The sequence below is a fragment of the Streptomyces sp. ISL-36 genome (genome assembly GCF_018614205.1).
Classification (GTDB): domain Bacteria; phylum Actinomycetota; class Actinomycetes; order Streptomycetales; family Streptomycetaceae; genus Streptomyces.
On sequence record NZ_JAGGOS010000061.1, the window covers coordinates 19,117 to 40,131 of the forward strand.

A 21,015-nucleotide genomic window follows, 5' to 3' on the forward strand; every position below is an offset into this window, starting at 1 on the left:
GAGAGGAGCGAGCCGGAGGGGAAAGGGCCGGAGGCAACGAAATCCGTAGCAGTGTGGCGCTCCGGGCGAGCGTCCAGACGTTGTGAGGTTGCCTGTTCAAAAGAAATCGCAGATCGCCTCTTGTGCTTCCGAGCCCGGCCGGGCAGGATCCTGCCTCTGTACGTCATCGGAGAGGCACAGCACGTGAGCAAGAGGACCGGTAGCGAGGGAGGCGGCCTGCGGGCCGGCGCCCTGGGGACGTTCGACTCGATCGTCATGGCGATCGCGGGCTGCGGGCCCGCGTACACCGTGGCGGCGACGATCCCCGCGCTCGTCCTCGCCGTCGGTGTGGCCGGTCCGGCGGTGCTCCTGTACTGCGCGATCCCGATGATCGGCATCGCCCTGGCCTTCCGTCACCTGGGCCGACTCGACGTCAACGCCGGCGCCACCTACACCTGGGCGGCCCGCGCCCTCCACCCCTTCCTCGGCTACCTCGCCGGATGGGCGCTGGTCGTCGCCACCACGGTCTTCCTCGTCTCCGCCACCGTGCCCGCCGGGGCCGCCACCCTCGCGCTCATCGACCCGGCGCTGGCTGGGAACACCGCGACCGCCACAGTCGTCGGAGCCGGCTGGTTCCTGCTCATGGCGGTCGTCGTGGCACTGGGCGCGCGCATCAGCCCGTACGCCCGGCGGCTCCTCACCGGCACGCAACTCCTGCTGCTGCTCGCCTTCGCCGTGGCCGCCCTGGCCAAGGACCGTACCGTGACGGACTTCTCCCTCTCCTGGTTCGGCTTCGGCCACTTCGACGGCTCCCACTCCTTCGTCGCCGGGGCGCTGATCGCCGGCGTCAGCTACTGGGGCTGGGACGTGACGAGCAACCTCAGCGAGGAGACCCGGAACAGCCGCCGCGCCTTCGGTATCGGCGGCCTTGTCGGCGTCGTGGTATCGCTCGCCGTCTTCGTCGTCTTCACCGTCGCCGCCAACGTCGTCATCGGCGTCGACGCGGTGCGGGAGAACCCGGAGAGCTTCCTCTCCCTGATCGGCGAGGCCGTCTGGCCCGGCTGGGGCGGCCGACTGCTCGTACTGGCGGTGATGCTGTCCATGATCGCCACGCTGGAGACCGCACTGCTGCAGGCCACCAGGACCCTGTTCGCCATGGGTCGCGATCGTACCGTGCCGGCAGTGTTCGCCCGCGTGCACCGGGAGTGGCAGACACCCTGGGTGGCGACGGCCGGCGTGGCCGCGCTCGCCCTGCTGCTCGTCGTCGTCTCCGCAGCGGTGGGTTCCGGCACCCAGTTCGTCCGGGACGCCGTCAGCGGAATCGGCCTTCCCATCGCGTTCTACTACGCACTCGCGGGCCTTTCGGTCGTCGTCGCCTACCGAAAGACGCTGTTCACGTCCGTCGGCAGCCTCGTCCTCATCGGCCTGTGGCCGCTCGGTGGAGCGCTCTTCATGATGTGGATCTTCGTCAGGTCCCTGCCGGAACTGACGGGCGCCGCCCTCGCCATCGGTCTCGGCGCTCTCGCGCTCGGCGTGGTGCCGATGCTCCTGTCCTGGTCGCGCGGCAGCTCGTACTTCCGTCCCCGGCCGCTCGATTCCGAACAGGCCGAGGCGATGGACGCGTACGACGGGGGAGCGGGACCCGAACCGGCGCTCACCGGAGCGGAACGCCGCGACGACGTCCTCACCGACTTCTGACGTTCCGCCCGGTCCGACCCGAGGAGTGTTCTGCCATGGCAGCCTGGCTGCGCCGCCGTCCCGGTGGACCGCTCTACGACCGGACGTTCGGCGACCGTGCCCTCGCCGAGGGCTGTCAGGACATGGTGATGGGCCGCTGGGAAGGCGCCCGCGAGCTGCTGTCCAAGCGGCCCCGCGACGACTGGGACCGACGGGCGCACCGCATCCGGCTGTTGGCCGACGCGGCGGCGAACCGGCGCACCGTGGACGTCTGGCAGGCGTCGGAGCCGGGGAACCCCGACGCGGCGGTGCTGCGCGCGGAGACCGAGGTGATGCGCATGTTCGCCCACGCCCGCAACGGGACGCTCCCGGCCCGGGACAGCCTCGACCGGGTGGCCCGGCTCTGTCTCCAGGCGTCCGACCTCGCGCCCGACGACCCGTATCCCTTCGTCTCCCTGGTGACACTCGGCAGGCTGTACGAGGACGGGGATCCGAACATGGCCCACTGGTGGAAGGAACTCCAGGCCAGGGACCCCTACCACCGGGAGGGCCACCACCAGGCGCTCCGGTACCTGGCGGCCCGATGGCACGGCTCGAACGCCGCAGCGTACAACTTCGCCTGGGACGCGGCCGCTTACGCCCCGACCGGCTCCCCCCTCGTGGCGCTGCCGCAGGTGGCACGGGCCGAGGAGTACCGGCACAGCACGGAGTCGGACGGCAGGACGGCGATCGGCCTGACGTACCACTGGACGGGCGAGCGTGCCCGCTGGGACCTGCGCACCTCCCTGGAGAAGTGGATCGCGCTCCGCACCACCGCATACGCCCAGGACGTCGCCGATCTGAACCACCTGGCCCACGGCCTGGTCCACGCGGGCATGCACGAGCAGGCCGGTGCCGTCTTCACCCTCCTGGACAACCGGGCCACGAAGGTCCCCTGGTCGTACAGCGGCGACGCGGAGAGCCTCTTCACCCACTGGCGCGACAAGACGCGAACCTGACCACGCGCCGAACCGGGTGCCACCTCCTCGCGGGTGCGGCGGGTCCGGCGGTTGCGGCGGTTGCGGCCGGCCCGGTCGGTCAGCGGGGTGCGCCCGCGAGGGCCGCGGTCAGCGCGGCGAGGACCGTGACGGCCGCGAGTCCGGCCATGACGAAGCGCACCACGGCGAGTTTGCGCCCGGATCCAGCACGCTCCGGTCCGGGACACCGTGGGCATCCGTCGTGGTCGTCTCCGGCCGGTTCCAGCCAATAGGCCCCGAGGAGGGCCGCGGAGTGGGTGTGACCTTCGGTTCCGTCGAGGCAGCTCACGCCGGGATCAACGCCGCCCGCGGCGGTGCGGCACGTGCCCGTCCCCGAGCGTGACCGGATCGACACCTTCTGGCCCTCGCCGTGGGAACGCGCGGGCGAAACAGGTCTGTCACAAGCAGGAAGATCACTTGACCGGACCCCGGTGCGGTGACGGACAGTGCGGCCACGGATCAAGTGGCAGGGGAAAATCCTGTGGCTCTGCCCTGCGTCATTCTCGACATCGGTGGCGTGCTGGAGATCACGCCGGAGAAGGGATGGGTGCAACGCTGGGAACAGCGTCTCTCGCTCCCGCCGGGAACCGTCCACGCCCGGCTGGGAGACGTGTGGCAGGCCGGGAGTCTCGGCAGCGTCAGCGAGCACGAGGTGCACGCCCGCGTCGCGGCGGACCTCGGCCTCGACGCGTCGCAGGTCGACGCCTTCATGGCCGACCTCTGGCACGACTACCTGGGCACGCCCAATGACGAGCTCATCGCCCATGTCCGGGGGCTGCGCCGCCGGTGCAGGCTCGGCATCCTGAGCAATAGTTTCGTCGGTGCCCGTGAGCGGGAGACGGCGTCGTACCACTTCGACGAACTCGTGGAAGAGATCGTCTACTCCCACGAGATCGGAATCGGCAAGCCCGACCCACGAGCGTTCGACGTCATGTGCGACCGCCTCGGCGTGCGCCCGGAGGACTGCCTCTTCATCGACGACGTCATGGTCAACGTCGAGGCGGCACAAGGGGCGGGCATGCAGGCCCATTTGTTCGAAGGCAACACCGAGACCATCGCTCGCATCGCCCACCACCTGAAGGCCGCACCCGCTGTCGGCCGCCGGGGGTTCTGGGAGCAGCGCCTGGACGCGCTGGGGGCAGATGCCCCTGGGTTCTCCACGGGAATGCACTCGTAGGCCGCGTCGCTCGTCGAGGTCATCAATCGAGGCGGACGCGAGGCGTCCCGTCCGGGGCCGAACCGAGCACGGTCGTCCCCGCCGTCGAGCGCGCGCGGTACCGGCCCGGCGTGGTTCCGAACTCCCGGTTGAAGGCGTGGGACAGGGCGTACGGGCTGGCGTAGCCCACTCGCTGGGCGATGGTGGCGAGGGTGTCGTCGGTCGTGCGCAGAAGGGTCGCGGCGAGGGTCAGGCGCCACCAGGTGAGGTAGGCCATGGGAGGGCGGCCGGTCATGGCGGTGAAGCGGCGGGCGAGCGTGGGGCGGGAGACGCCCGCTTCGACGGCGAGTCGGTCGTTGGTCCAGGGCGCGGCCGGGTCGGCGTGCACGGCACGCAGGGCCGCGGCCGTCACGGGGTCGCCGAGGGCAGCCGGCCACATACCGGTGCTTCCGGAGGCCCCGGAGCCCTCCCCGGTCCCGGTCCCCCCGGTCCCGGAGTGGCCCGCGGCCCCAGGAGTGCTCTGGGCGATCCAGGACCGGATCATGTAGATGAGGAGAAGGTCCAGGAGATGGGGGAGCGCGATGCCCGTCCCGGGCCGACGCGCGTCGAGTTCGCTCCCGAGCAGTTCGATGGCGGCGCTCAGCTCTCCGCCGCCGCCGACTCGCCGCGGCAGGTGGACGACCTTCGGGAGTTCCGCCAGGAGTGGGTGCGCGCGATGACGATCGAGCCTGTACTTCCCGCACAAGACTTCCACCTCGTCGTACGCCGCTGGGGGCGGCCCCGGCCGGCGATGCTCCGTCCACCGGTCGAACGGCACCGCGCGCGCGACGCCCGCGGCATCGAGGGGAGCGTCGGCGATCACATGTCCGGTGCCGTGGGGCAGGAGCACCGCGTCGCCCGGACCGAGCGAGACCGGCGAGCCGTCGTCCGGCAGCAGCCAGCAACTGCCCTTCAGGACCACATGGAAGCCCGCCCCGTCGTACGCGGCCAGCCGGGTGCACCAACTCCCGCTGATCCTGACCTTGTCGGAGGAGGGCCGCCCGATGCGTACGGTCGAGATCGCGTCGCTCACGACATCCATCGGCTCAGAGTACCGACCCGCCCGGGTACCCGTCCCTGTCCCCACCCGTCGGGTGTGAGACGTACACGTATCCGAAAGAGTCGGACGAGTATCGAGAGTCTCACCTGCCGGTTCCTAGGGTCGACCTCATGGAGAACCAGAGCACTCAGCGCACGATGCTGGGAGATGTCGAGATCGTCCGAGTCGTCGAGTGGCAGGGAGGGTTCGCGCCCGCCCGGCACCTCGTCCCCGATTCCGGTGCCGAGGTGTGGAAGGACAACGAGGACTGGCTGGCCCCCGACCACTGGCAGCCGGACAGCGACACGGCGGTCATGGCCCTGCAGACGTGGGTGCTGCGCAGCGGTGGACGCACCGTCCTGATCGACACGGGGGTCGGCAACGGGCGCGAGCGGCCCGGGATGCCGCAGTTCCACCACTGGCAGGGCGACTTCCTCGGCCCCCTGGCTCGGGCCGGAGTCCGCCCGGAGGACGTCGACATCGTCGTCAACACCCACATCCACGCCGACCACGTCGGCTGGAACACCAGGGACGTCGGCGGGCAGTGGGTCCCGACCTTCCCGAACGCTCAGTACCTCATCCCGGCCGCAGACGACGCCCACTTCGGATCCGCCCCCGGCGGCGCAGGCGGCGACGGCCGCCCGTCGGACGACGACCTCGTCTACGCCGACAGCATCGCGCCCGTCCGCCGGGCCGGGCAGGCCGTCCTGTGGGACGGCGACCATCGCATCGACGACCATCTCACCCTGGAGTCCGCACCCGGCCACACGCCCGGCTCCTCCGTCATGCGGCTCGCCTCCCGAGGCGAACGGGCGGTCTTCGTCGGTGACGTGCTGCACAGCCCGGTGCAGATTCTCCGCCCCGCCTGCAACAGTTGTTTCTGCCTGGATCCGGAACAGGCGGCGGCCAGCCGCCGCCGCATCCTCCGACGCGCCGCCTCGGAAGGCGAACTGGTCGTCCCCGCCCACTTCGCCGGAACCGGAGCCGTGGAAGTCCACCGGGACGGCGAGCGGCTCACCCCGGGCCGATGGCTGCCGGTCGGCGGCCCGCGCTAGACCCTGGCCGGCCACAAGCACAGGTCACCATGGCCCGTACGGACACGGCAGTGGGACGGAGTCAGCTCGAAGAGTCCGGGCGGTGGGCCTGGTGGGCGTGGGCGAAGTCGAAACGAATGCCGGTGAGTTGCTCCGAGACGTCCCACAGCCGGTGTCCGGTCTCGGTGTCGGCCGCCGCCGGGGACGGCTTCACCCGCGTGGGGTGCCCGCGAAGTTCGGCCACGCCGTCGGGCCCGATGAACTGGCCGCCCTCCACGCCCCGTTCGGTGGCCGCGTACAGCTGGGGGAGTGCGCCCTGCTCCGGTGCCTGGGCGAGCGGGGCGAGGACGCGGCCGAACAGCAGCTTCACCATCCCGATCGGCGCGCTCGTCTGCAGGTTGGTCGCGGTGTAGCCGGGGTGGGCGAGCAGGCTGCGCACCGGGCTGCCGGCCGCGGTCAGCCGCCGATGGAGTTCAAGGCCGAAGACGGCGTTGGCGAACTTCGACTGGTTGTAGAACTTCATGGGGGCGTACGAGCGCTCACCGGCGAGGTCGTCGAGGAAGAGGCGCCCCTGGCGGTGATTGGTCGAACTGACCGTGACCACACGGGGATCCCGGCCGAGCGCGAGTCGATCGAGCAGCAGTCCGGTGAGCGCGAGGTGGCCCAGATGGTTGCAGGCGAACTGCAGCTCGTGGCCCTGTGAGCTCAACGAGCGGGGCGGCGCCATCACGCCGGCGTTGTTGACCAGCACGTCCAGCCGCGAATGGTCGGCGCGGACGCCGTGGGCGAAGGCGCGCACGGAGTCGAGGTCCGCCAGGTCGAGGTGACGTACCTCAAGGCTCGCGCCCGGCCGCTCGGCGGTGATCCGCGCCACCGCCCGGCGCCCCTTCTCCTCGTCGCGCACCGCGAGAATCACGTGCCCGCCGGCGCGGGCGAGCGCCCGGGTGGTCGCCAGCCCGAGGCCGCTGTTGGCCCCCGTGACGACGAAGACCCGCTCGGTCTGGTCCTGGATCTGCTCGGCAGTCCACCGCTGCTGTGTCATGCGGCACACGTTGCCGGTGATGGCACTTGGTGTCAAGACGCGCCTTGGTGTCATCCGAGGCATGGCGTGTACGATGGCGCGGTGAGCACACCCCGACCCGGCATCACGATGGCCCAGCGCAAGCGTCAGCTGGTCTCGGACGAACTGACGCAAGCCGCCCTGCAGTTGCTGGCCCTGAAGGGCTTCGACGTGGTCACCGTCGACGAGATCGTGGCCGCCGCGGGCGTCTCCAAGCGAACTTTCTTCCGGTACTTCGCGTCGAAGGAGGACGTGGTCGTCCAGTTCCTGGCCGACATGGGCACCGGCATCCACGCCGAGCTGGCCGCCCGCCCCGCCGGGGAACGCCCCTCCGTCGCACTGCTGCACGCCGTCTCGGTCCCCCTCGCCGAGTGCGGCGACCACCCCGAGAGAGCACTGCCCGTCGTCCAGCTGATCCTGCGCACGCCCGCTCTGCTGGCACGCTTCCTGGAACGCCAGGCACAGTGGCGGGACGACCTGGCGGCGGAACTGGGGCGCCGCCGCGGCCTCGACCCCGCCACCGACCTGTACCCGCAGCTGGCCGCCGGTACGGCGCTGACCGCCTTCAATGCCGTCCTGCAACGGTGGAGCGACAGCGACGGCGCACAGAGCCCGGCGGAACTCACGGTCCAGGCCTTCGCCGTCGTCGCTCCGGCGCTGGACGCGGAGTGACGATCACGTCGAAACCGTGCGCATCCCACGGACGCCGCAAGAGATCGAAAGATCGAGTGTAGATCCGGGGACGTCCGGGAAGGACTGCAGCGGGCGCTCGAGGAGGGCGCCAGAGCAGCTCGACCCTGAGCTGCTCGGTGGATTGATGCAGAGGGACGAGCATGGCCAGAGGCACAGTGAAGTGGTTCAACTCGGAGAAGGGCTTCGGGTTCATCGCCCAGGACGGAGGCGGCCCGGACGTCTTCGCCCACTACTCCAACATCTCCGGCAACGGGTACCGGGAGCTGACGGAGGGCGAGACGGTGACCTTCGACATCACCCAGGGCCAGAAGGGCCCCCAGGCCGAGAACATCATCCGCGGCTGAGCCCGGCCACACTCTCCTCGGCGGCGCCCGCACGATGCGGGCGCCGTCGGCGTATGCGGGCCCTGAGGGGGCGTGAAGTCCGCCCAGGTCAGGGCAGTGGCGACGAGCGGGCGGTCGGCGGGCGGGCGCTCGGTGGCGCCCCGACACGCCCCGGGCCCCTGGTAGTTCGACGCAACGAGCGTTATGATCACCGCGATGAAGACTCACTCTGATGACAGAATGGGGGTCCCGTCCGCGCAAGGTGAGTGCTGATGCTCACTGAGACCGCGAACAGGGATTCCCGCCTCTCCTTCTGGCTGCGCGTGCGTGAGTTCGCCGTGCCGCCCTCCATGATCGAGACCGCGACCGCCCGCCGCTGTGCAGGCGACTGGGCCGGGGCGTGCGCCGCCGCAGGCTTCGACATCGATCTCGACCTCCGTTCCTTGGCCCGTTCCCATGGACGGGACCTGGCCGCCCGAATCCGGGCCGACCTCCGACATCTGGCGCCCGACCTGCTGCGCTGGCACATGCCGAGAATCGCTCCCGACGGGCTCCTGCGCCCCGGACTGACCATCTCTCTGGCGCGGTACGACGCCGACGGGCCTGACGGCGCCCGCCCGATGCACCTCGTGGCACGGACAGCGCCGGCCTGGGCGGACGCCGGTCAACGGATCAGCCTCGCCCTGTGGGACGGATCCTTCTCCGACGTCGGCACATGCCGCCATCCGCATCCCCGTCCCCACCGGAAGTACCGCCTCGACCTGCACCGCCATCTCTGGGATGCCCGGAGGGCCGATGAGCTGCGCCTCCGGTCCGGGGCCGAGCTCCCGGCCGTCGGAGGCCGCGACGGCCGCACGCCGGACACGGAGCCGCCGGATCCTGACCTGTTGGACCCTGAGCTGTTGGCGGCGGTGCCACCGGGGCACCGCTGCGCCGTGCACCGGTGGGCGGCCGAGGCAGCGATCCTTCTCCAGGCCGACAAGCGATCCACCCGTACCTTCACCGTACGGTTCGGAGCCCGGCATCGACTGGTCCTGGACCTGGACCTGGACCTGGTCCTGGACCTGGCCGAGGACGGCGACGCGGACAGGGGCGGGAACGGGCGCGCGAACGGCGTGGCGTCTCCCACCTTGCGGATCGCCGCGGCCCCCACGGACGGCAGCACCTCCGCACTACCGGTCCTGCCCGACGCGGCCACCTGGGTCCTGCCCGACCTGGAACTGCTCCGCACCGGTTCGATCGAGGCCCATCGGCTGCACCCCCTGGTCGCCTCGGCCTTGCTGTCGGAGCACTCGCCTGCCGCTCCTCCCCACATCCCGGACCGGGCACGACAACCCCGCCTCGTGGAGTGCCGGGGAGCTCGGCACCGCATCGGCCTGGTCGACGGGGCACTGACCGCGCTCGACCACGACCCGGCCGAGATCCGGCGGGAGGAACTGCTGGTCGCACTGACCGGCACGCCGCTTCCCTGCCTCCAGGCCATCGACGAGGCACATCGTCGTCCGGACTGTCTCACCGGCGTCCGCGAACGCCTGGACCACGGCGACACCGCCGGGGCGATCGCCGTCGTCGAAGCCCTGCTCGGCCCCGAGGCGCTGCTGCGCACCGGCCCGCTGCGGGACGCACTGGAGACGGCCGCGCTACAGCGGATCACCTACGGGCTGTACAGGTCGGGTCTCATCGAACCCGGCCCCGGCCGCATGACTCCAGGGGACCACCGCCGTACCCGCGAGCACCGCCGCTCGCACCCGCGCCGAGCGACCTCGCGCTGACCCGAGGACCTCGGTCCCGGGCGCTCACTGCGCCCCGCCCCCTTCACGTCGCCCCGCCCCATTCACGTCGCTCACCCCATCCACGTCGCTCACCCCATCCACGTCGCTCACCACGAACCCAAAGGTGATCACACATGCCCACTTGCACTCCTTTCGCCGCTGCCGACACCGCCTCCGAACCGGCCCATGCCTCCCAGCTCGACGTCGCGGGCACGCTGCTGACCCTGCTGCGCGACACCACCACCGAACCCCGCCCCGACACCCAACTGGAGGCCCTGACCCTGGCCGTGGCCGCCGACCTGCCCGTGGTCCTGTGGGGCGAGCCGGGGATCGGCAAGACCGCGGCCCTGACACAGCTCGCCGCGTCCCTGGACCTTCCGCTGACCACGGTGATCGCCAGTGTGCACGAGCCGTCCGACTTCTCGGGGCTGCCCATCGTCGGGGACGACCCCGCTGAACAAGGTGTTCCGATGGCCCCGCCGGACTGGGCGGTGCGCCTTGTCCGGGACGGCCGAGGGCTGTTGTTCCTGGACGAGCTGTCCACCGCGCCACCGGCCGTTCAAGCCGCCCTGCTCCGTCTCGTGCTGGAGCGTCGGATCGGCTCGCTGCAACTGCCGCCCGGCATCCGGATCGTGGCCGCCGCCAATCCGCGCTCCTCGGCCGCCGACGGCTGGGAGCTGAGCCCGCCTCTGGCCAACCGCTTCGTCCATCTCCAGTGGACCCACGACCACGAGGTGGTGGTACGCGGCCTCGGCGGAACCTGGCCCCGGGCGACACTGCCACGGCTCGACCCGGAGAAGCTGCCGGAGGCCGTGTCCTTCGCCCGCCGCGCGGTGTGCGGGCTGCTCTCCGCACGCCCCACGCTCGTACACCGGCTGCCCACCAACGAAACGCGCCGCGGCGGCCCCTGGCCGTCCCCCCGGAGCTGGGAGATGACCCTGTCCCTGATCGCCTTCGCGACCGCCGCCGGCTCCTCGCGGGACGTACTGTCCCTCCTCGTCAGGGGCACGGTGGGGGACGGTCCGGGGCTGGAGCTGCTGGCCGGACTCGACCGGATGGACCTCCCGGACCCCGAGGTGCTGCTCGCCGACCCCGCCGCCGCCGACCTGCCCCAGCGGGGGGACCTGCGCCAAGCAGTCCTCGACGGTGTGGTGGAGGCGGTCCGCAAACGCCCGGAAAAGTCCCGATGGGACGCGGCCTGGGCGCTCCTGGTCCGGGCGGTGGAGACCGGTGCCCCGGATCTGGTGGTCGTCCCCGCCACCACCCTCGCCACGCTGCGCCGCGAGGACTGGGAGGTTCCGGCATCGATCGAACGGCTCGCCGGAGCGGTGGCCCTGTCCCGGAGAGCGGACCGAGCGGCGGCCCGGGCGGCCGTCGCCACGAAGGCTGGCCGATGACATCGAACGCACCGGGGACGCTGGACCTCGACAAGCTCTTCGCCGCCCGACTGCACGCCGCACGCGTCCGGCCCTACCTGGCGACGGCCCTCTTCGCCCTGCACACCGTCGCGTCACGGAGGGTGCCGACGATGGCGGTCGACCGGTACTGGCGCTGCTACGTCTCGCCGGTGTTCGTGGACCGGACACCGGTCGAGGAACTGGCCGGGGTATGGGTACACGAGGTCTCGCACCTGCTGCGCGACCACCACGGCCGCAGTGACCGGGTCGCGCGGGAGCGCGGGCTGACCGGCCCGGCGGAACGGTTGCGGATGAACATCGCTGCGGACTGCGAGATCAACGACGACGTCTTCGGCGAGGGGCTGGTTCGGCCCGAAGGCGCTGTCGCACCGGAGTCCTTGGGGCTGCCCGAGGGCGAACTGATGGAGGACTACCTGCGCCAGTTCCGGCTCGGATCCCGTACGCAGGACTTGGCCTGGCTGGACTGCGGCAGCGGCGCCGACGGACTGGAACGGGAGTGGGAGCTCGGGCCGGACGGCGCGCACCGCCTCAACGAGCAGGAGCGGGACGCGGTCCGGTTCCGCGTGGCGCAGGGCATCACCGGCCGCCCGGGGAGCGCCTCCAAGGGGTGGCAGCGATGGGCGGAGGAGGCGTTCCACCCGCCGCAGCCGTGGCGCGAGTTGCTGGGAGCGGCGGTCCGCTCGGCGGCCTCCGGCCCCGGCGCCGGCGAGGACTACACCTACGGCCGGCCGTCGCGGCGCTCGGTCGGGATGCCCGGCGTCGTTCTGCCGAGCCTGCGACGCAGGCCGCCTCGGGTCTCCGTGGTCATCGACACCTCCGGTTCGGTCAGTGACACCGAACTGGGCAGCGCCCTCCTCGAGGTCGCCGCGATCTCCCGTGCCGTGGGCGGCCGTCGCGACCTGGTCACCGTACTGCCGTGCGACGCGGCTGCCCGTGTCGTGCATCCGCTGTGCCGGGCCGAGGGAATACCGCTGGTGGGCGGCGGGGGTACGGACCTGCGGACGGGCTTCGCCAAGGCGCTTCGTGCGCAGCCGCGCCCCGATGTCGTCGTGGTCCTGACCGACGGCCAGACGCCCTGGCCGGCCGCTCGCCCCTCGTGCCGGACGGTGGTGGGCCTGTTTCCCCGGCACGGAGCCGGGTCGTGGGACGAGGACGATCCCGACTACGTTCCCGACGCGCCGCCCGCCTGGGCGCGCGTGGTGACGATCGGGTCCGCTCCCGCCACTCGGTGAGCCCCCGCCACGGGTTCGCGAGCCCGCTTTCCAGATCCACGTAGTGGACGACGGGTCCGAGGGCGACGTCAGTGACGTGTGGACTGAGCAGGCAGTCTTGGACGGGCTGGGTGTCACCGAAGATGCCCTGGCCATCGGCACCGCGGTCAACGTCACCGTCGCGGTGAGCGTCCACGTCCTGGAAGAACGGCCGGACGATGACAGCGATGACTTCGACCACGTCGTCGAGGCCAGCCTCAACCTGACGTCAGGACGACTCGTCGTGCTGGGCTGCACCGACTACCTCCCTGGTGCAGCACGCTTCGACATGCCCGCCGGCTGGACCCGCATCCGGGCCTCTCGGCGAAACCTTGCCGCTGCCGTCCACGCGGGCATGGGCTCGGACGAGGCACCCGAGACCACCGAACAGCTTCGGCTGCAAGCCTGGCCGGCGCCTTACTCCCAGCCGCACATCATCAAGCGATGGACACACCCCGACGCATAGTTCACCCTGGGCGCTCGGCCTTCCGGTCACCATGTCGTCGCGCACGAGGCGCATCGAGCCATTGATCCGTGGACAGGAGCGGCCTTCCACCGGCTCGATTGTCAGTGGTGGGTGAGAGGCTCGTGGCCATGGGAGCTCTCTTCGGTTATTACGCCGCCGCTGACGACGGGGACGCCGCGCGGGCTGTCGTCCGGGAGGACGGCCGACCGGCGGGGACGGGCTATGACGCGCTCGTCGTGAAGGGGGTCGATCCGGTGGTCGACCTGCTGCCGGTCGAAGCGCTCGTCACCGGGAGAACGGCCGGTGACGTGGAAGCTGATCCTCGGCATGGCCATATGGTCGGGATGGCGGGTGACGGCGAGGTCGTCAGCGTGTCACTCACCGATTCCCTGCGTGACTCCCTCGCCCGCTTCGACCGGAATCAGCTGGCAGACGTGGCCCGCGAGTGGGCCACGTCGGGAGTCTTCGGCCCCGAGGCGGACACGAGCGGGCTGACGGGATTCCTGATGGACCTCGCCGCGCTTGCGGAGAAGGCGTCCGTCCGCCGTCAGCGGCTGTACTGCTGGATATGCCTGTAGCGGTGCCGGCCACCCGCCTGTAGCGCCGTCAGGCGCTCGCGGCGTCCGCCGGTTCCTCGGAGCCGTGGAACTCCTCGGCGTCATCGGGCTCCCAGCGCAGCAGGTCGCCCGGCTGGCACTCGAGCGCCTCGCAGAGCGCGGCGAGCGTCGCGAAACGGACCGCCTTGGCGCGGCCGTTCTTCAGCACGGCCAGGTTGGCCGGTGTGATCCCGACGCGCTCCGCCAGCTCGCTCACGGACATCTTCCGCCTGGCCAGCATCACGTCGATGTCGACGACGATCGGCATCAGATCACCTCGTCCAGTTCGGCCTTCATCTGCGCCGCCTCGACATCGCGTGCGACGGCCTGGGCGAGCAGCATGCGCAGCACGAGGACGATGAGGGCGACCCCCAGGACCGCGAGGACCGCCCCGCACAGCAGCAGGACGATGCCCGGCGGTACGGCCTCGCCCGGCGCCAGCAGGACAGCGAGCGTGAAGATCAGCAGGGCGGCCGCCACGAAAGCGCCGATCATGACATGCACGTACCGGAAGGCGGCGTGGGAGACACCGTCCCGCGTCGCACCATCGTCACCAGCCGCCATACACAGACCAGAACGACCTGGGCCGCCACCACTCCCAGGACCGTGATCACGAGGAACGGCGTGCGCAGGTGCGAGAGCTCCCCGCCCGGCCCCTCCAGGTCGAGGGCCAACAGCGGCACCATCACCGCCTGTACGAACACCGAGCCGGCGAACAACACCACGAGCACGGCACGCAGTGCATGCACGGCCAGCTTCCCCATCGTCTCTCCTTCGATCGACTTACGATGGGAATCTATCGATTTTCGATAGGTTCGGCAAGGGGAGGGTCGGCGAGGTCATGCCTTGAGGTGGGTCAGGACGGAGCGCACCGCCTCCCGCACCGCCTGACGGGCCCCGTCGGTGGGGCCCGCCGTCTCGAAGCCGTGCAGGCCCTCCGGAACGTCGATCACCTCGATGTCCCGGCCGTGGGTCCGCGCGGCGACGAGGAACTCCTCGACGGTCGCCGCGATCTCGACGCGTTCCCGCTCCACCCGGGTCAGCACGATCGGCAGATTCCGGCCGGCCGCGCTCAGCGCGGACACGGGTCGGAAGCGAGTGTCGGTCAGTCCCCAGTTGGGCAACGGAGCGAGGATCGGGTACGACGCGGCCACGCAGCGCAGCCACGGCGGGGGCTCCGCGATCCAGTCCGCCGAGATCAGCCCACCGGCGGAGAAGAACCAGAGTGCGACGCGGTCCGGGTCGACCCGCGGGTCGGCGCGGACGAGTTCGACCGCCGCGGCGACGTCCTCGGCCGCCCGCTCGTAGTCGGCCAGGGTGTGCAGCCGGTGGTCGATCGTCACGCCGACCGCGCCCAGGCCCGCCACGTACCGGCCGTATCCGACGTAGACCGGCCAGTCGCGCGGCGTCGGCGTCAGGCCGGCCGGCAGGGGGCCGCCGTGGACGAACACCACCGCCGGCCGGGGTCCGTCCGCTTCGGGCAGGTGGAGGTCGACGTGACCCACCCGTTCGCGCGGCCGCTCCGGAACATCGAGGAGGAACGGCCGCAGATGTGTCGGCCGCTCGCCTGCCGAGGGGTCCAGCCGGTAGCCGTCCCCCGTCGCCGCCTTGAGCAGGACCGCGGCGAGCTCGTCCGGGGCGGAGAGCATCGGCCAGTGTCCGGTGTCGAGTTCGAAGAACGTCATGCGGCGGTCGGCAAGCTCCTGGAACCGGGGGTCGCCGAGCCTCACGAAGGCCTCGACCGTGGCGATGCGCGACCCGTTCCCGGTGCACAGGACACCGGTCGCCGGCAGCTCGGCGGCCGCGCCCGTCAGGTGGAGCGGCTGGGTGAGGGCGGCCCGCGGGTGAGGGGAGGCGAGGCGGGTCAGCCGGGCCAGCGCGTCGTCGGGGATGCCGGCGATGCTGCCCCAGCGCGGCCAGTCACCGGCCGCCGGCGGAGGGACCCCCCAGTCGGCTCCGCCCCTCGTTTCACCTCCAGTCCCCGTCCCCGTCCCAGTCCCAGTCCAAGACCCAGTCCCAGTCCAAGACCCAGATCCAGTCCCGGCCCCGCCCCCCGTCCCCTCTCCGGCTGTGTCCGCCTCGGCGAGGAGCAGTTCGCGCACCTTCTGGTCCGTGACCAGATGGAGTGCGGGCTCGCCGTCCCGAGGAATGCCGGTGTCCAGGTGGACGATCCGGGCGATCCGGTCCGCGCGGCGGTCGGCCGCGCCGAGTACCGGGTGGATGCCGTAGTCGTGGCCGACGATCACCACGTCCGGCGCGTCCACGTGGTCGATCAGCTCGACCAGGTCCTGGATGTGCGTCTCCAGATCCGTGCCGGGCCCGGCCAGGTGGCGGCGGTCGCCGAGGCCGGTGAGCGTCGCCGGATGGACCTCGGCCCCCGACTCCCGCAGCAGACCGGCGAGTTCCCGCCAGACCCAGCCGCCGGTGTACGTGCCCGACACCAGGATGAATGCCGTCATGAACCTCACCTCACGCTCTCTCGGTGCGCGGGGCGCCCGTACGGGCCGTCCGCGCTCGCCGGTACCGTAGGAACTCCCCCTGAGGGAGGTTCAAGCCTTGTCGCCTGACGACATGTGGAGCATCGGAGAGCTCGCCGCGCGCGCAGGTGTCTCCGTCAAGACCGTCCGCTTCTACTCGGACCGGGGTCTGCTGCCCGAGGCCGCCCGCAGCGCCGGGGGACACCGCCGGTACGGCCCCCAGGCACTCGACCGGCTCCGTCTGATCCGTTCGCTGCGGACGTTGGACCTTCCGGTTCCGGATGTGGGGCGGGTTCTCGACGAGGAGGACGCCCTGGAGGACGTCATCGCCGGACAGCTGAGGGAACTGGGCTCCCAACTCGCCGCCCTCCGCTGGCGCGAGGCCGCCCTGACCCTCCTGCGGGACTGCCCCGCGGGGGAGCGTGTCGAGCGACTGCGGCTCGTCGGGGCCGTGACCGCCCCACCCAGTACGGAACCCCTCGCGCGGTTCTGGCGGCGCTGGCTGCCGCCACGGCTCCCGGCCCGGGTGGTGTCGTCGATCCTCGAACAGACGGTTCCGCAGCCCCCGGCGGACCCGGCACCGGCCCAGGTGCTGGCCTTCGCCCGGCTCCACGCCTTCGTCTCCCGCCCCTGCGTCGGCAACGACCGCGGCCAGCCCGCGGCTCACCGGGCGGACGGGGGCCATCGACCGGCGGTCCTCTACGACGGACTCACGGAGGCGTACGCCCTGGCGGCCCCGGCCCTACGAGCGGGACGCGCGCCGCACGCGGGAGACGCGCTCGACTGCTTCGTCGCCGCGTACACGCGCTCGCGGGGGGTGAGCGACACGCCCGACTTCCGGCGCCGACTGCGGGAAGTCCTCGCGGCGGACCCCCGCATCGACCACTACTGGCAGCTCGCCGCCGAACTGGCCGACCCCGCACACCCCACGCCCGGGGCGGCACACGACTGGCTGCTGGCCGCGCTCCACGGCGACATCGAGACCTGGGCCGCCTGACGAGACCGCCTGAGCCGCCGGCATCACCGCTCATCGCCTGATCAGCCACGCGGACGAACCCGAGCCCGCTGCCACCGTCCGGCGCAGTTTCAAAGACGACCGCTTCCCACCTCTACGACCTACGGGGACGCGGCGGTGTTCCCGTCGTCTGCCGGGAGGGCGACGGACCACTGGCCGACCTCCCGGTAGGCCGAGTCGTAGACGCTCTCGCGGCAGCCCGGCTCCAGGGAGTAGTGGCGCAGGTTGCCGGCCCAATAGCGCAGGATGCGGCCGAGTTCGGTGGCGGCGTTGTCGTGAAAGGCAGGGTCGCTCATGTCGATCTCAAGAAGGAACTTCATGCCTTCCAGTGTTTCATTCAAGTGCTTCGTGAAGCTTTGTCACGCAGGCCGCCAGGTACTACCGCATTCTCTGTGCTGTAACCCTCAAATGCAGGTGAGGCAGCCAGATGAGAGCGATCGACGTCGCCCGCACTGCGGGCATCTCCGCGCAGCAGGTGCGCAACTACGTGGACGGCCTGCTGCTGCCCCCGGTCCAGCGCACCGACAGCGGCTACCGCGTCTTCACCGAGGCACACGTTCTCGCGCTCGCCGCTGTCCGTGCGCTCGCCGACGGACACGGCTGGCCGGCCGCTCGTACCGTCATGCGGGCCCTCCACGGCGACGACCTGCCGGCGGCCTTGGCATCCCTCGACGCCGCCCACGCCGAGCTCGACCGCGAGCGGACCGCGTTGGCCACCGTGCTCACCGCCTTCGGCACAGCCTTGACGGACGCGGACGCGGACGTCGACCCGGACGCGAACGCCGACCCGGGCGGGCACGCGGACGCCGACGCCAAGGTCGCCATGAACCGGACCGGCCATGCGCAGGGCGGCCTGCAGGCCGTCGGCCCCCTGCGTATCGGGCAGGTGGCCGCGGCCGTCGGCGTGCGGACACCCGTGCTCCGGTTCTGGGAGGCGCGCGGTCTGCTCCGCCCGGACCGCGAGCGCGGCACCGGCTACCGCGTCTACGGCCCGGCCGAGACCCGCCTGGCGCACGTCGTCGCCCTGCTCCGCCGAGGCCACTACCCCCTGGAGACGATCGACGCGATCCTCGGCGAACTGCGCACCACGGGCAACCCCGAACGCGTTCGCGCCGAACTGACCCGCCGCGAACACGACGTCAACCGCCGCAGCCTGCGCGCCCTGGCCGCAGCGGGCGCCCTCCACGCCTATCTGGCCCACCGTGGTGTGACGAGGTCCGCCGACGCGTAGCGCGGCGGGCGGCCGTCAACCTGCGAAGGGGCCCCGGAGGCTGGCCCCCTGCGAACGAAGCTCGCGCTGGACCGCGTTCACCGCGATGTCCTGCGGGCGTTTGCCCTGGGCCGCGGCAAGAGCCGCACAGACGCCCGCCGCCTGCCCGGTGGCCATCGAGATCGGCATCACACGGTACGAGGAGTGGGCCACGTGGTCGCCCGAGATGCAGCGGCCCGCGACCAGTACCCGGTCCACGTCACGGGGGAAGAGACAGCGCAGAGGAATGTCGTACGACTCGCCGCGAGGAAGTCGTCTGAGCGTGGTGCCGCGGCCGCTCGGATTGTGGATGTCCACCGGGTAGGCCCCGCGGGCGATGGCGTCGCCGAACGTGCGGGCACTCAGCACGTCATCGCCCGTCAGCTGGTACTCGCCGACGATCCGGCGCGTCTCGCGGACACCGACCTGCACGCCGCTCTGCACGACGTACGACTCGGCGAAGCCCGGCACGCGGTCCCGGAGGAAGCGGGCGATCTGCGCCATCTGGCGGTGAGCGGTGAACTCGGCACGCGTGAGGTCCCAGACACTGGTGCCGAGCACTTCCGTCACGCGGGTGGAGTTGACCGCGATCTCCCCGGGGTTCGGAGTGGCGAAGAAGAGGATGTCCTCGCGCGGCAGGTCGAGTTCCCCGGCATCGGTGGCGGCGCGGACCAGGTCCCACAGTCCGTGCACCCCCTTCCACTGGTCCGGGTGGGCTCGGGCGTAGGACGCGAACTCCTCATGGTCGAAGCGGACCATGCGGAACATCAGCGTCATGGGCTGGGTCCAGCCGTCCTCCGGCCGGCCGAGGTCGTACGCGGCGCCGGCCGCGGCGGCGATGTCGCCGTCCCCGGTGCAGTCGACGATCACGTCCGCGTCGATGACGACCGGTCCGGATTTCGTCTCGAACACCGCTCGCGCCCGGTCGGGAAGCATCTGGACGTCGGAGGCGAAGGCGTGCAGCAGCGTGCGGACCTCGTGGGTCTCCAGCAGCTCGTAGAGGACCAGCTTGAACAGCTCCGCGTCGAAGGGCACCGTGTACCCGGTCTCGATCGACGGGCGGATCGCCGCGCGCGCACGCACCAGCTGCTCCAGCAACACCCACAGCACGCCGCCGACGACCGGTTCGCCCTCCCCGTGATCGGGTGGCAGCAACCGTGCCGAGTCGCCGACGACGGCCTGTTTGACCTCGTTGTGGAAGCTCATCAGCGGCATCACCAGCGCCGCGGTGGCGTTGCCCCCGAGAAATCCGTACCGCTCGACCAACACCACCTGAGCACCCGCGCTCGCGGCGCCCAGAGCCGCGCCGATGCCCGCCGGTCCGCCGCCGATCACCAGAACCTGCGTGGAGCCGGCGTGCGTCGCCCGGCGTGGGGGCAATTCCACGCTGTGGGGCACGCGGGGCGGCATCAGATAGGTCACGGTTCCTCCGTGGAAATCGTCGAAATCGTGGAAGTCTTGGAAGTCGTGGACGTCGGTGGCCCTTGTGGGCTCACCGGTCGGCCGGCCGGTCAGCCGGTCCCGGAGACCGCCGCCGGCTCGGGGCTGTGGTCGAGCGGCCGGGGAGCGGTGTAGTCGAGGAAGGTGAGGAGCCGGTCGGCGGTCTCGGCCGCCCGCAGCTTCATCGACGCCGTACGGCTGGCGATATGAGCCACGCGAGCGGGCCGTTCGTCCCACAGACGGTCCACTTCGGCCAGGAGCGGACCCGCGGCCTCCCTGACCACACCGCGCAGGGCGGGCGCGCCGATCTGCTGGGCGAAGTCGAAAACCTTCCCGGCGTACGGCAGGGGGAGCAGGGGGATCCCGGCGAGGGCGGCGAAGATCAGGAAATGCAGCCGCATGCCGATGGCCAGGTCCAGCTGTTTGACGATGTCGAGGACCTGGTGCGGGGTGTAGGCGCCGTGCAGCACATGGCTGCGATCGGCGTTGATCATGTGTGACACCACCGCGTGCGAGTGCCGGATGTCGTCGCGTTCCATCGGGACGAAGACGACGTGCGCGTCCAGCCGGTGGGCGAGGAAATCGCCCACGTTCGCAAGGAGCTCGTGGTATCCCTCTTCGTCGAGGTGCTCGGCCGCGCGGCCGGGCTCACGCACACTCATCCCCACGAGGCGGATCCCGGCCGGCACTCCCTCGGCGCGGAGCAGCCCTGCACCGCTGTTCCCAGGTTCGAGCAGCAGCGCCGGGTCGGCGGTGACGGAGATGGGCCGGGTCAGCCCGGCCTCTTCCAGCACCAGCTTCGACTCCTCGTCGCGGACCGTCACCTCGGCTGCCTCGGAGAGTGTCGTACGGATCCACGCGCAGTCGGCTTCGTCGGTGAGGGGGCCGGCGCCGACGGCATAGGCGAAGACGGGGACGCCGAGATCCTGCGCCGTCCGGGCCAGCCGCAGGTAACGGCGTGCCTCGGTGTTGTACAGGATCCCGCCCCCACCGACCACGAGCGCGCTGAGCCGGCGCAGGTGCTCGGAGATCTCGTCCCGGCACACCCCTTCCCAGCCGACCACCTCGACGTCCGGATGGGCCTGGCGGCTGTGCGCGGGGTTGCGGGAGAAGAGCATCACCCGTACGTCCGGACGCCCGAGCCGGAGGCTGTCCAGCATGGCGGTGAGGATCGCCTCGTCACCGACATTGCATCCGCCGTAAGAGCCCAGCACCCCTACGGTCACGTTGCTCAGGTCGCTCATGGTCGACCCCCTCGCGTCGCTTGTCACCGGAGATGTTCCCCGTAGGCCTCGTGGTGGAAGGAGGGTGTGCGG

At 71.3% G+C, this 21,015-nt stretch carries 21 protein-coding genes and 1 pseudogene; 13 read left to right on the plus strand and 9 right to left on the minus strand.

What is annotated here, in order from left to right; genetic code table 11:
* Positions 1-255 precede the first annotated feature (255 nt).
* Both J7E93_RS16830 and J7E93_RS16835 read left to right on the plus strand, forming a co-directional pair.
* Complete coding sequence (locus J7E93_RS16830; RefSeq protein ID WP_251066655.1) at positions 256-1,677, plus strand: APC family permease; 1,422 nt, start codon at positions 256-258, stop codon at positions 1,675-1,677.
* Between the two features lie 35 nt (positions 1,678-1,712).
* Positions 1,713-2,654, plus strand: coding sequence for a hypothetical protein (locus tag J7E93_RS16835; protein WP_215070153.1), 942 nt, complete (start codon positions 1,713-1,715; stop codon positions 2,652-2,654).
* A gap of 79 nt (positions 2,655-2,733) precedes the next feature.
* On the opposite strand, the gene J7E93_RS16840 is transcribed toward J7E93_RS16835, so the two are convergent.
* Positions 2,734-2,961, minus strand: coding sequence for a hypothetical protein (locus tag J7E93_RS16840; protein ID WP_215070155.1), 228 nt, complete (start codon positions 2,959-2,961; stop codon positions 2,734-2,736).
* Between the two features lie 192 nt (positions 2,962-3,153).
* On the opposite strand from J7E93_RS16840, the gene J7E93_RS16845 reads away from it, so the two are divergent.
* Positions 3,154-3,849, plus strand: a complete 696-nt coding sequence (locus J7E93_RS16845; protein WP_215070157.1) for an HAD-IA family hydrolase — start codon at positions 3,154-3,156, stop codon at positions 3,847-3,849.
* 22 nt (positions 3,850-3,871) lie between these two features.
* On the opposite strand, the gene J7E93_RS16850 is transcribed toward J7E93_RS16845, so the two are convergent.
* Positions 3,872-4,909, minus strand: coding sequence for an AraC family transcriptional regulator (locus J7E93_RS16850; protein ID WP_215070158.1), 1,038 nt, complete (start codon positions 4,907-4,909; stop codon positions 3,872-3,874).
* A gap of 128 nt (positions 4,910-5,037) precedes the next feature.
* On the opposite strand from J7E93_RS16850, the gene J7E93_RS16855 reads away from it, so the two are divergent.
* Positions 5,038-5,961, plus strand: coding sequence for an MBL fold metallo-hydrolase (locus J7E93_RS16855; protein WP_215070160.1), 924 nt, complete (start codon positions 5,038-5,040; stop codon positions 5,959-5,961).
* Between the two features lie 61 nt (positions 5,962-6,022).
* On the opposite strand, the gene J7E93_RS16860 is transcribed toward J7E93_RS16855, so the two are convergent.
* Complete coding sequence (locus J7E93_RS16860) at positions 6,023-6,982, minus strand: oxidoreductase (RefSeq protein ID WP_215070162.1); 960 nt, start codon at positions 6,980-6,982, stop codon at positions 6,023-6,025.
* Between the two features lie 108 nt (positions 6,983-7,090).
* Here J7E93_RS16860 and J7E93_RS16865 point away from each other — a divergent pair, with 108 nt between their 5' ends.
* From J7E93_RS16865 to J7E93_RS16895, 7 genes are all read left to right on the plus strand, one after another.
* The gene (locus J7E93_RS16865; RefSeq protein WP_215070286.1) at positions 7,091-7,672 is read left to right on the plus strand and encodes a TetR family transcriptional regulator; all 582 of its coding nucleotides are present in this window, start codon (positions 7,091-7,093) and stop codon (positions 7,670-7,672) included.
* Between the two features lie 161 nt (positions 7,673-7,833).
* Positions 7,834-8,037 carry a cold-shock protein gene (locus J7E93_RS16870; RefSeq protein ID WP_158984121.1) on the plus strand — a complete coding sequence of 68 codons (204 nt, stop codon included), beginning with the start codon at positions 7,834-7,836 and terminating at the stop codon, positions 8,035-8,037.
* Positions 8,038-8,288: 251 nt separating this feature from the next.
* Entirely contained in the window at positions 8,289-9,788 is a 1,500-nt protein-coding gene (locus tag J7E93_RS16875; protein WP_215070164.1) for a hypothetical protein, read from the plus strand.
* 134 nt (positions 9,789-9,922) lie between these two features.
* Entirely contained in the window at positions 9,923-11,185 is a 1,263-nt protein-coding gene (locus J7E93_RS16880; protein WP_215070166.1) for a MoxR family ATPase, read from the plus strand.
* Positions 11,182-12,438, plus strand: a complete 1,257-nt coding sequence (locus J7E93_RS16885) for a VWA-like domain-containing protein (RefSeq protein WP_215070168.1) — start codon at positions 11,182-11,184, stop codon at positions 12,436-12,438. Before J7E93_RS16880 ends, J7E93_RS16885 begins: the two co-directional genes overlap by 4 nt.
* 43 nt (positions 12,439-12,481) lie before the next feature.
* Entirely contained in the window at positions 12,482-12,922 is a 441-nt protein-coding gene (locus J7E93_RS16890) for a hypothetical protein (protein WP_308368686.1), read from the plus strand.
* A 128-nt stretch (positions 12,923-13,050) separates the two neighbouring features.
* Positions 13,051-13,500: a hypothetical protein gene (locus tag J7E93_RS16895; RefSeq protein ID WP_215070170.1), complete on the plus strand. Its 450-nt coding sequence runs from the start codon at positions 13,051-13,053 to the stop codon at positions 13,498-13,500.
* A 28-nt stretch (positions 13,501-13,528) separates the two neighbouring features.
* On the opposite strand, the gene J7E93_RS16900 is transcribed toward J7E93_RS16895, so the two are convergent.
* From J7E93_RS16900 to J7E93_RS16910, 3 genes and pseudogenes are all read right to left on the minus strand, one after another.
* Positions 13,529-13,786, minus strand: a complete 258-nt coding sequence (locus J7E93_RS16900) for a helix-turn-helix transcriptional regulator (RefSeq protein ID WP_215070172.1) — start codon at positions 13,784-13,786, stop codon at positions 13,529-13,531.
* Positions 13,786-14,282 (minus strand): annotated as a pseudogene (locus J7E93_RS16905) (DUF2975 domain-containing protein). Before J7E93_RS16905 ends, J7E93_RS16900 begins: the two are co-directional and overlap by 1 nt.
* 75 nt (positions 14,283-14,357) lie before the next feature.
* Complete coding sequence (locus J7E93_RS16910; RefSeq protein WP_215070174.1) at positions 14,358-15,977, minus strand: alpha/beta fold hydrolase; 1,620 nt, start codon at positions 15,975-15,977, stop codon at positions 14,358-14,360.
* A gap of 112 nt (positions 15,978-16,089) precedes the next feature.
* Between J7E93_RS16910 and J7E93_RS16915 the strand changes: the two genes are divergently transcribed.
* The gene (locus J7E93_RS16915) at positions 16,090-16,992 is read left to right on the plus strand and encodes a MerR family transcriptional regulator (RefSeq protein ID WP_215070176.1); all 903 of its coding nucleotides are present in this window, start codon (positions 16,090-16,092) and stop codon (positions 16,990-16,992) included.
* A gap of 119 nt (positions 16,993-17,111) precedes the next feature.
* On the opposite strand, the gene J7E93_RS16920 is transcribed toward J7E93_RS16915, so the two are convergent.
* On the minus strand, positions 17,112-17,330 hold the full coding sequence (locus J7E93_RS16920; protein WP_215070178.1) for a hypothetical protein: 219 nt from the start codon (positions 17,328-17,330) through the stop codon (positions 17,112-17,114).
* A gap of 107 nt (positions 17,331-17,437) precedes the next feature.
* Between J7E93_RS16920 and J7E93_RS16925 the strand changes: the two genes are divergently transcribed.
* On the plus strand, positions 17,438-18,241 hold the full coding sequence (locus J7E93_RS16925; RefSeq protein ID WP_215070180.1) for a MerR family transcriptional regulator: 804 nt from the start codon (positions 17,438-17,440) through the stop codon (positions 18,239-18,241).
* Positions 18,242-18,256: 15 nt separating this feature from the next.
* On the opposite strand, the gene J7E93_RS16930 is transcribed toward J7E93_RS16925, so the two are convergent.
* Both J7E93_RS16930 and J7E93_RS16935 read right to left on the minus strand, forming a co-directional pair.
* Positions 18,257-19,681 (minus strand): FAD-dependent oxidoreductase, encoded by a 1,425-nt coding sequence (locus tag J7E93_RS16930; protein ID WP_308368687.1) that lies wholly within the window; start codon positions 19,679-19,681, stop codon positions 18,257-18,259.
* An 89-nt stretch (positions 19,682-19,770) separates the two neighbouring features.
* A complete protein-coding gene (locus J7E93_RS16935) occupies positions 19,771-20,943 on the minus strand; it encodes a polysaccharide pyruvyl transferase family protein (protein WP_215070182.1) in 1,173 nt (390 codons plus the stop codon).
* Positions 20,944-21,015 lie beyond the last annotated feature (72 nt).

Coding starts and splice junctions, on each gene's coding strand:
- J7E93_RS16880 (WP_215070166.1), top strand. CDS start 9,923: ATGCCCACTTGCACTCCTTTCGCCGCTGCCGACACCGCCTCCGAACCG.
- J7E93_RS16935 (WP_215070182.1), bottom strand. CDS start 20,943: ATGAGCGACCTGAGCAACGTGACCGTAGGGGTGCTGGGCTCTTACGGC.
- J7E93_RS16850 (WP_215070158.1), bottom strand. CDS start 4,909: ATGGATGTCGTGAGCGACGCGATCTCGACCGTACGCATCGGGCGGCCC.
- J7E93_RS16875 (WP_215070164.1), top strand. CDS start 8,289: ATGCTCACTGAGACCGCGAACAGGGATTCCCGCCTCTCCTTCTGGCTG.
- J7E93_RS16855 (WP_215070160.1), top strand. CDS start 5,038: ATGGAGAACCAGAGCACTCAGCGCACGATGCTGGGAGATGTCGAGATC.
- J7E93_RS16910 (WP_215070174.1), bottom strand. CDS start 15,977: ATGACGGCATTCATCCTGGTGTCGGGCACGTACACCGGCGGCTGGGTC.
- J7E93_RS16885 (WP_215070168.1), top strand. CDS start 11,182: ATGACATCGAACGCACCGGGGACGCTGGACCTCGACAAGCTCTTCGCC.
- J7E93_RS16925 (WP_215070180.1), top strand. CDS start 17,438: ATGAGAGCGATCGACGTCGCCCGCACTGCGGGCATCTCCGCGCAGCAG.
- J7E93_RS16895 (WP_215070170.1), top strand. CDS start 13,051: ATGGGAGCTCTCTTCGGTTATTACGCCGCCGCTGACGACGGGGACGCC.
- J7E93_RS16920 (WP_215070178.1), bottom strand. CDS start 17,330: ATGAAGTTCCTTCTTGAGATCGACATGAGCGACCCTGCCTTTCACGAC.
- J7E93_RS16870 (WP_158984121.1), top strand. CDS start 7,834: ATGGCCAGAGGCACAGTGAAGTGGTTCAACTCGGAGAAGGGCTTCGGG.
- J7E93_RS16865 (WP_215070286.1), top strand. CDS start 7,091: ATGGCCCAGCGCAAGCGTCAGCTGGTCTCGGACGAACTGACGCAAGCC.
- J7E93_RS16835 (WP_215070153.1), top strand. CDS start 1,713: ATGGCAGCCTGGCTGCGCCGCCGTCCCGGTGGACCGCTCTACGACCGG.
- J7E93_RS16900 (WP_215070172.1), bottom strand. CDS start 13,786: ATGCCGATCGTCGTCGACATCGACGTGATGCTGGCCAGGCGGAAGATG.
- J7E93_RS16830 (WP_251066655.1), top strand. CDS start 256: ATGGCGATCGCGGGCTGCGGGCCCGCGTACACCGTGGCGGCGACGATC.
- J7E93_RS16860 (WP_215070162.1), bottom strand. CDS start 6,982: ATGACACAGCAGCGGTGGACTGCCGAGCAGATCCAGGACCAGACCGAG.
- J7E93_RS16915 (WP_215070176.1), top strand. CDS start 16,090: ATGTGGAGCATCGGAGAGCTCGCCGCGCGCGCAGGTGTCTCCGTCAAG.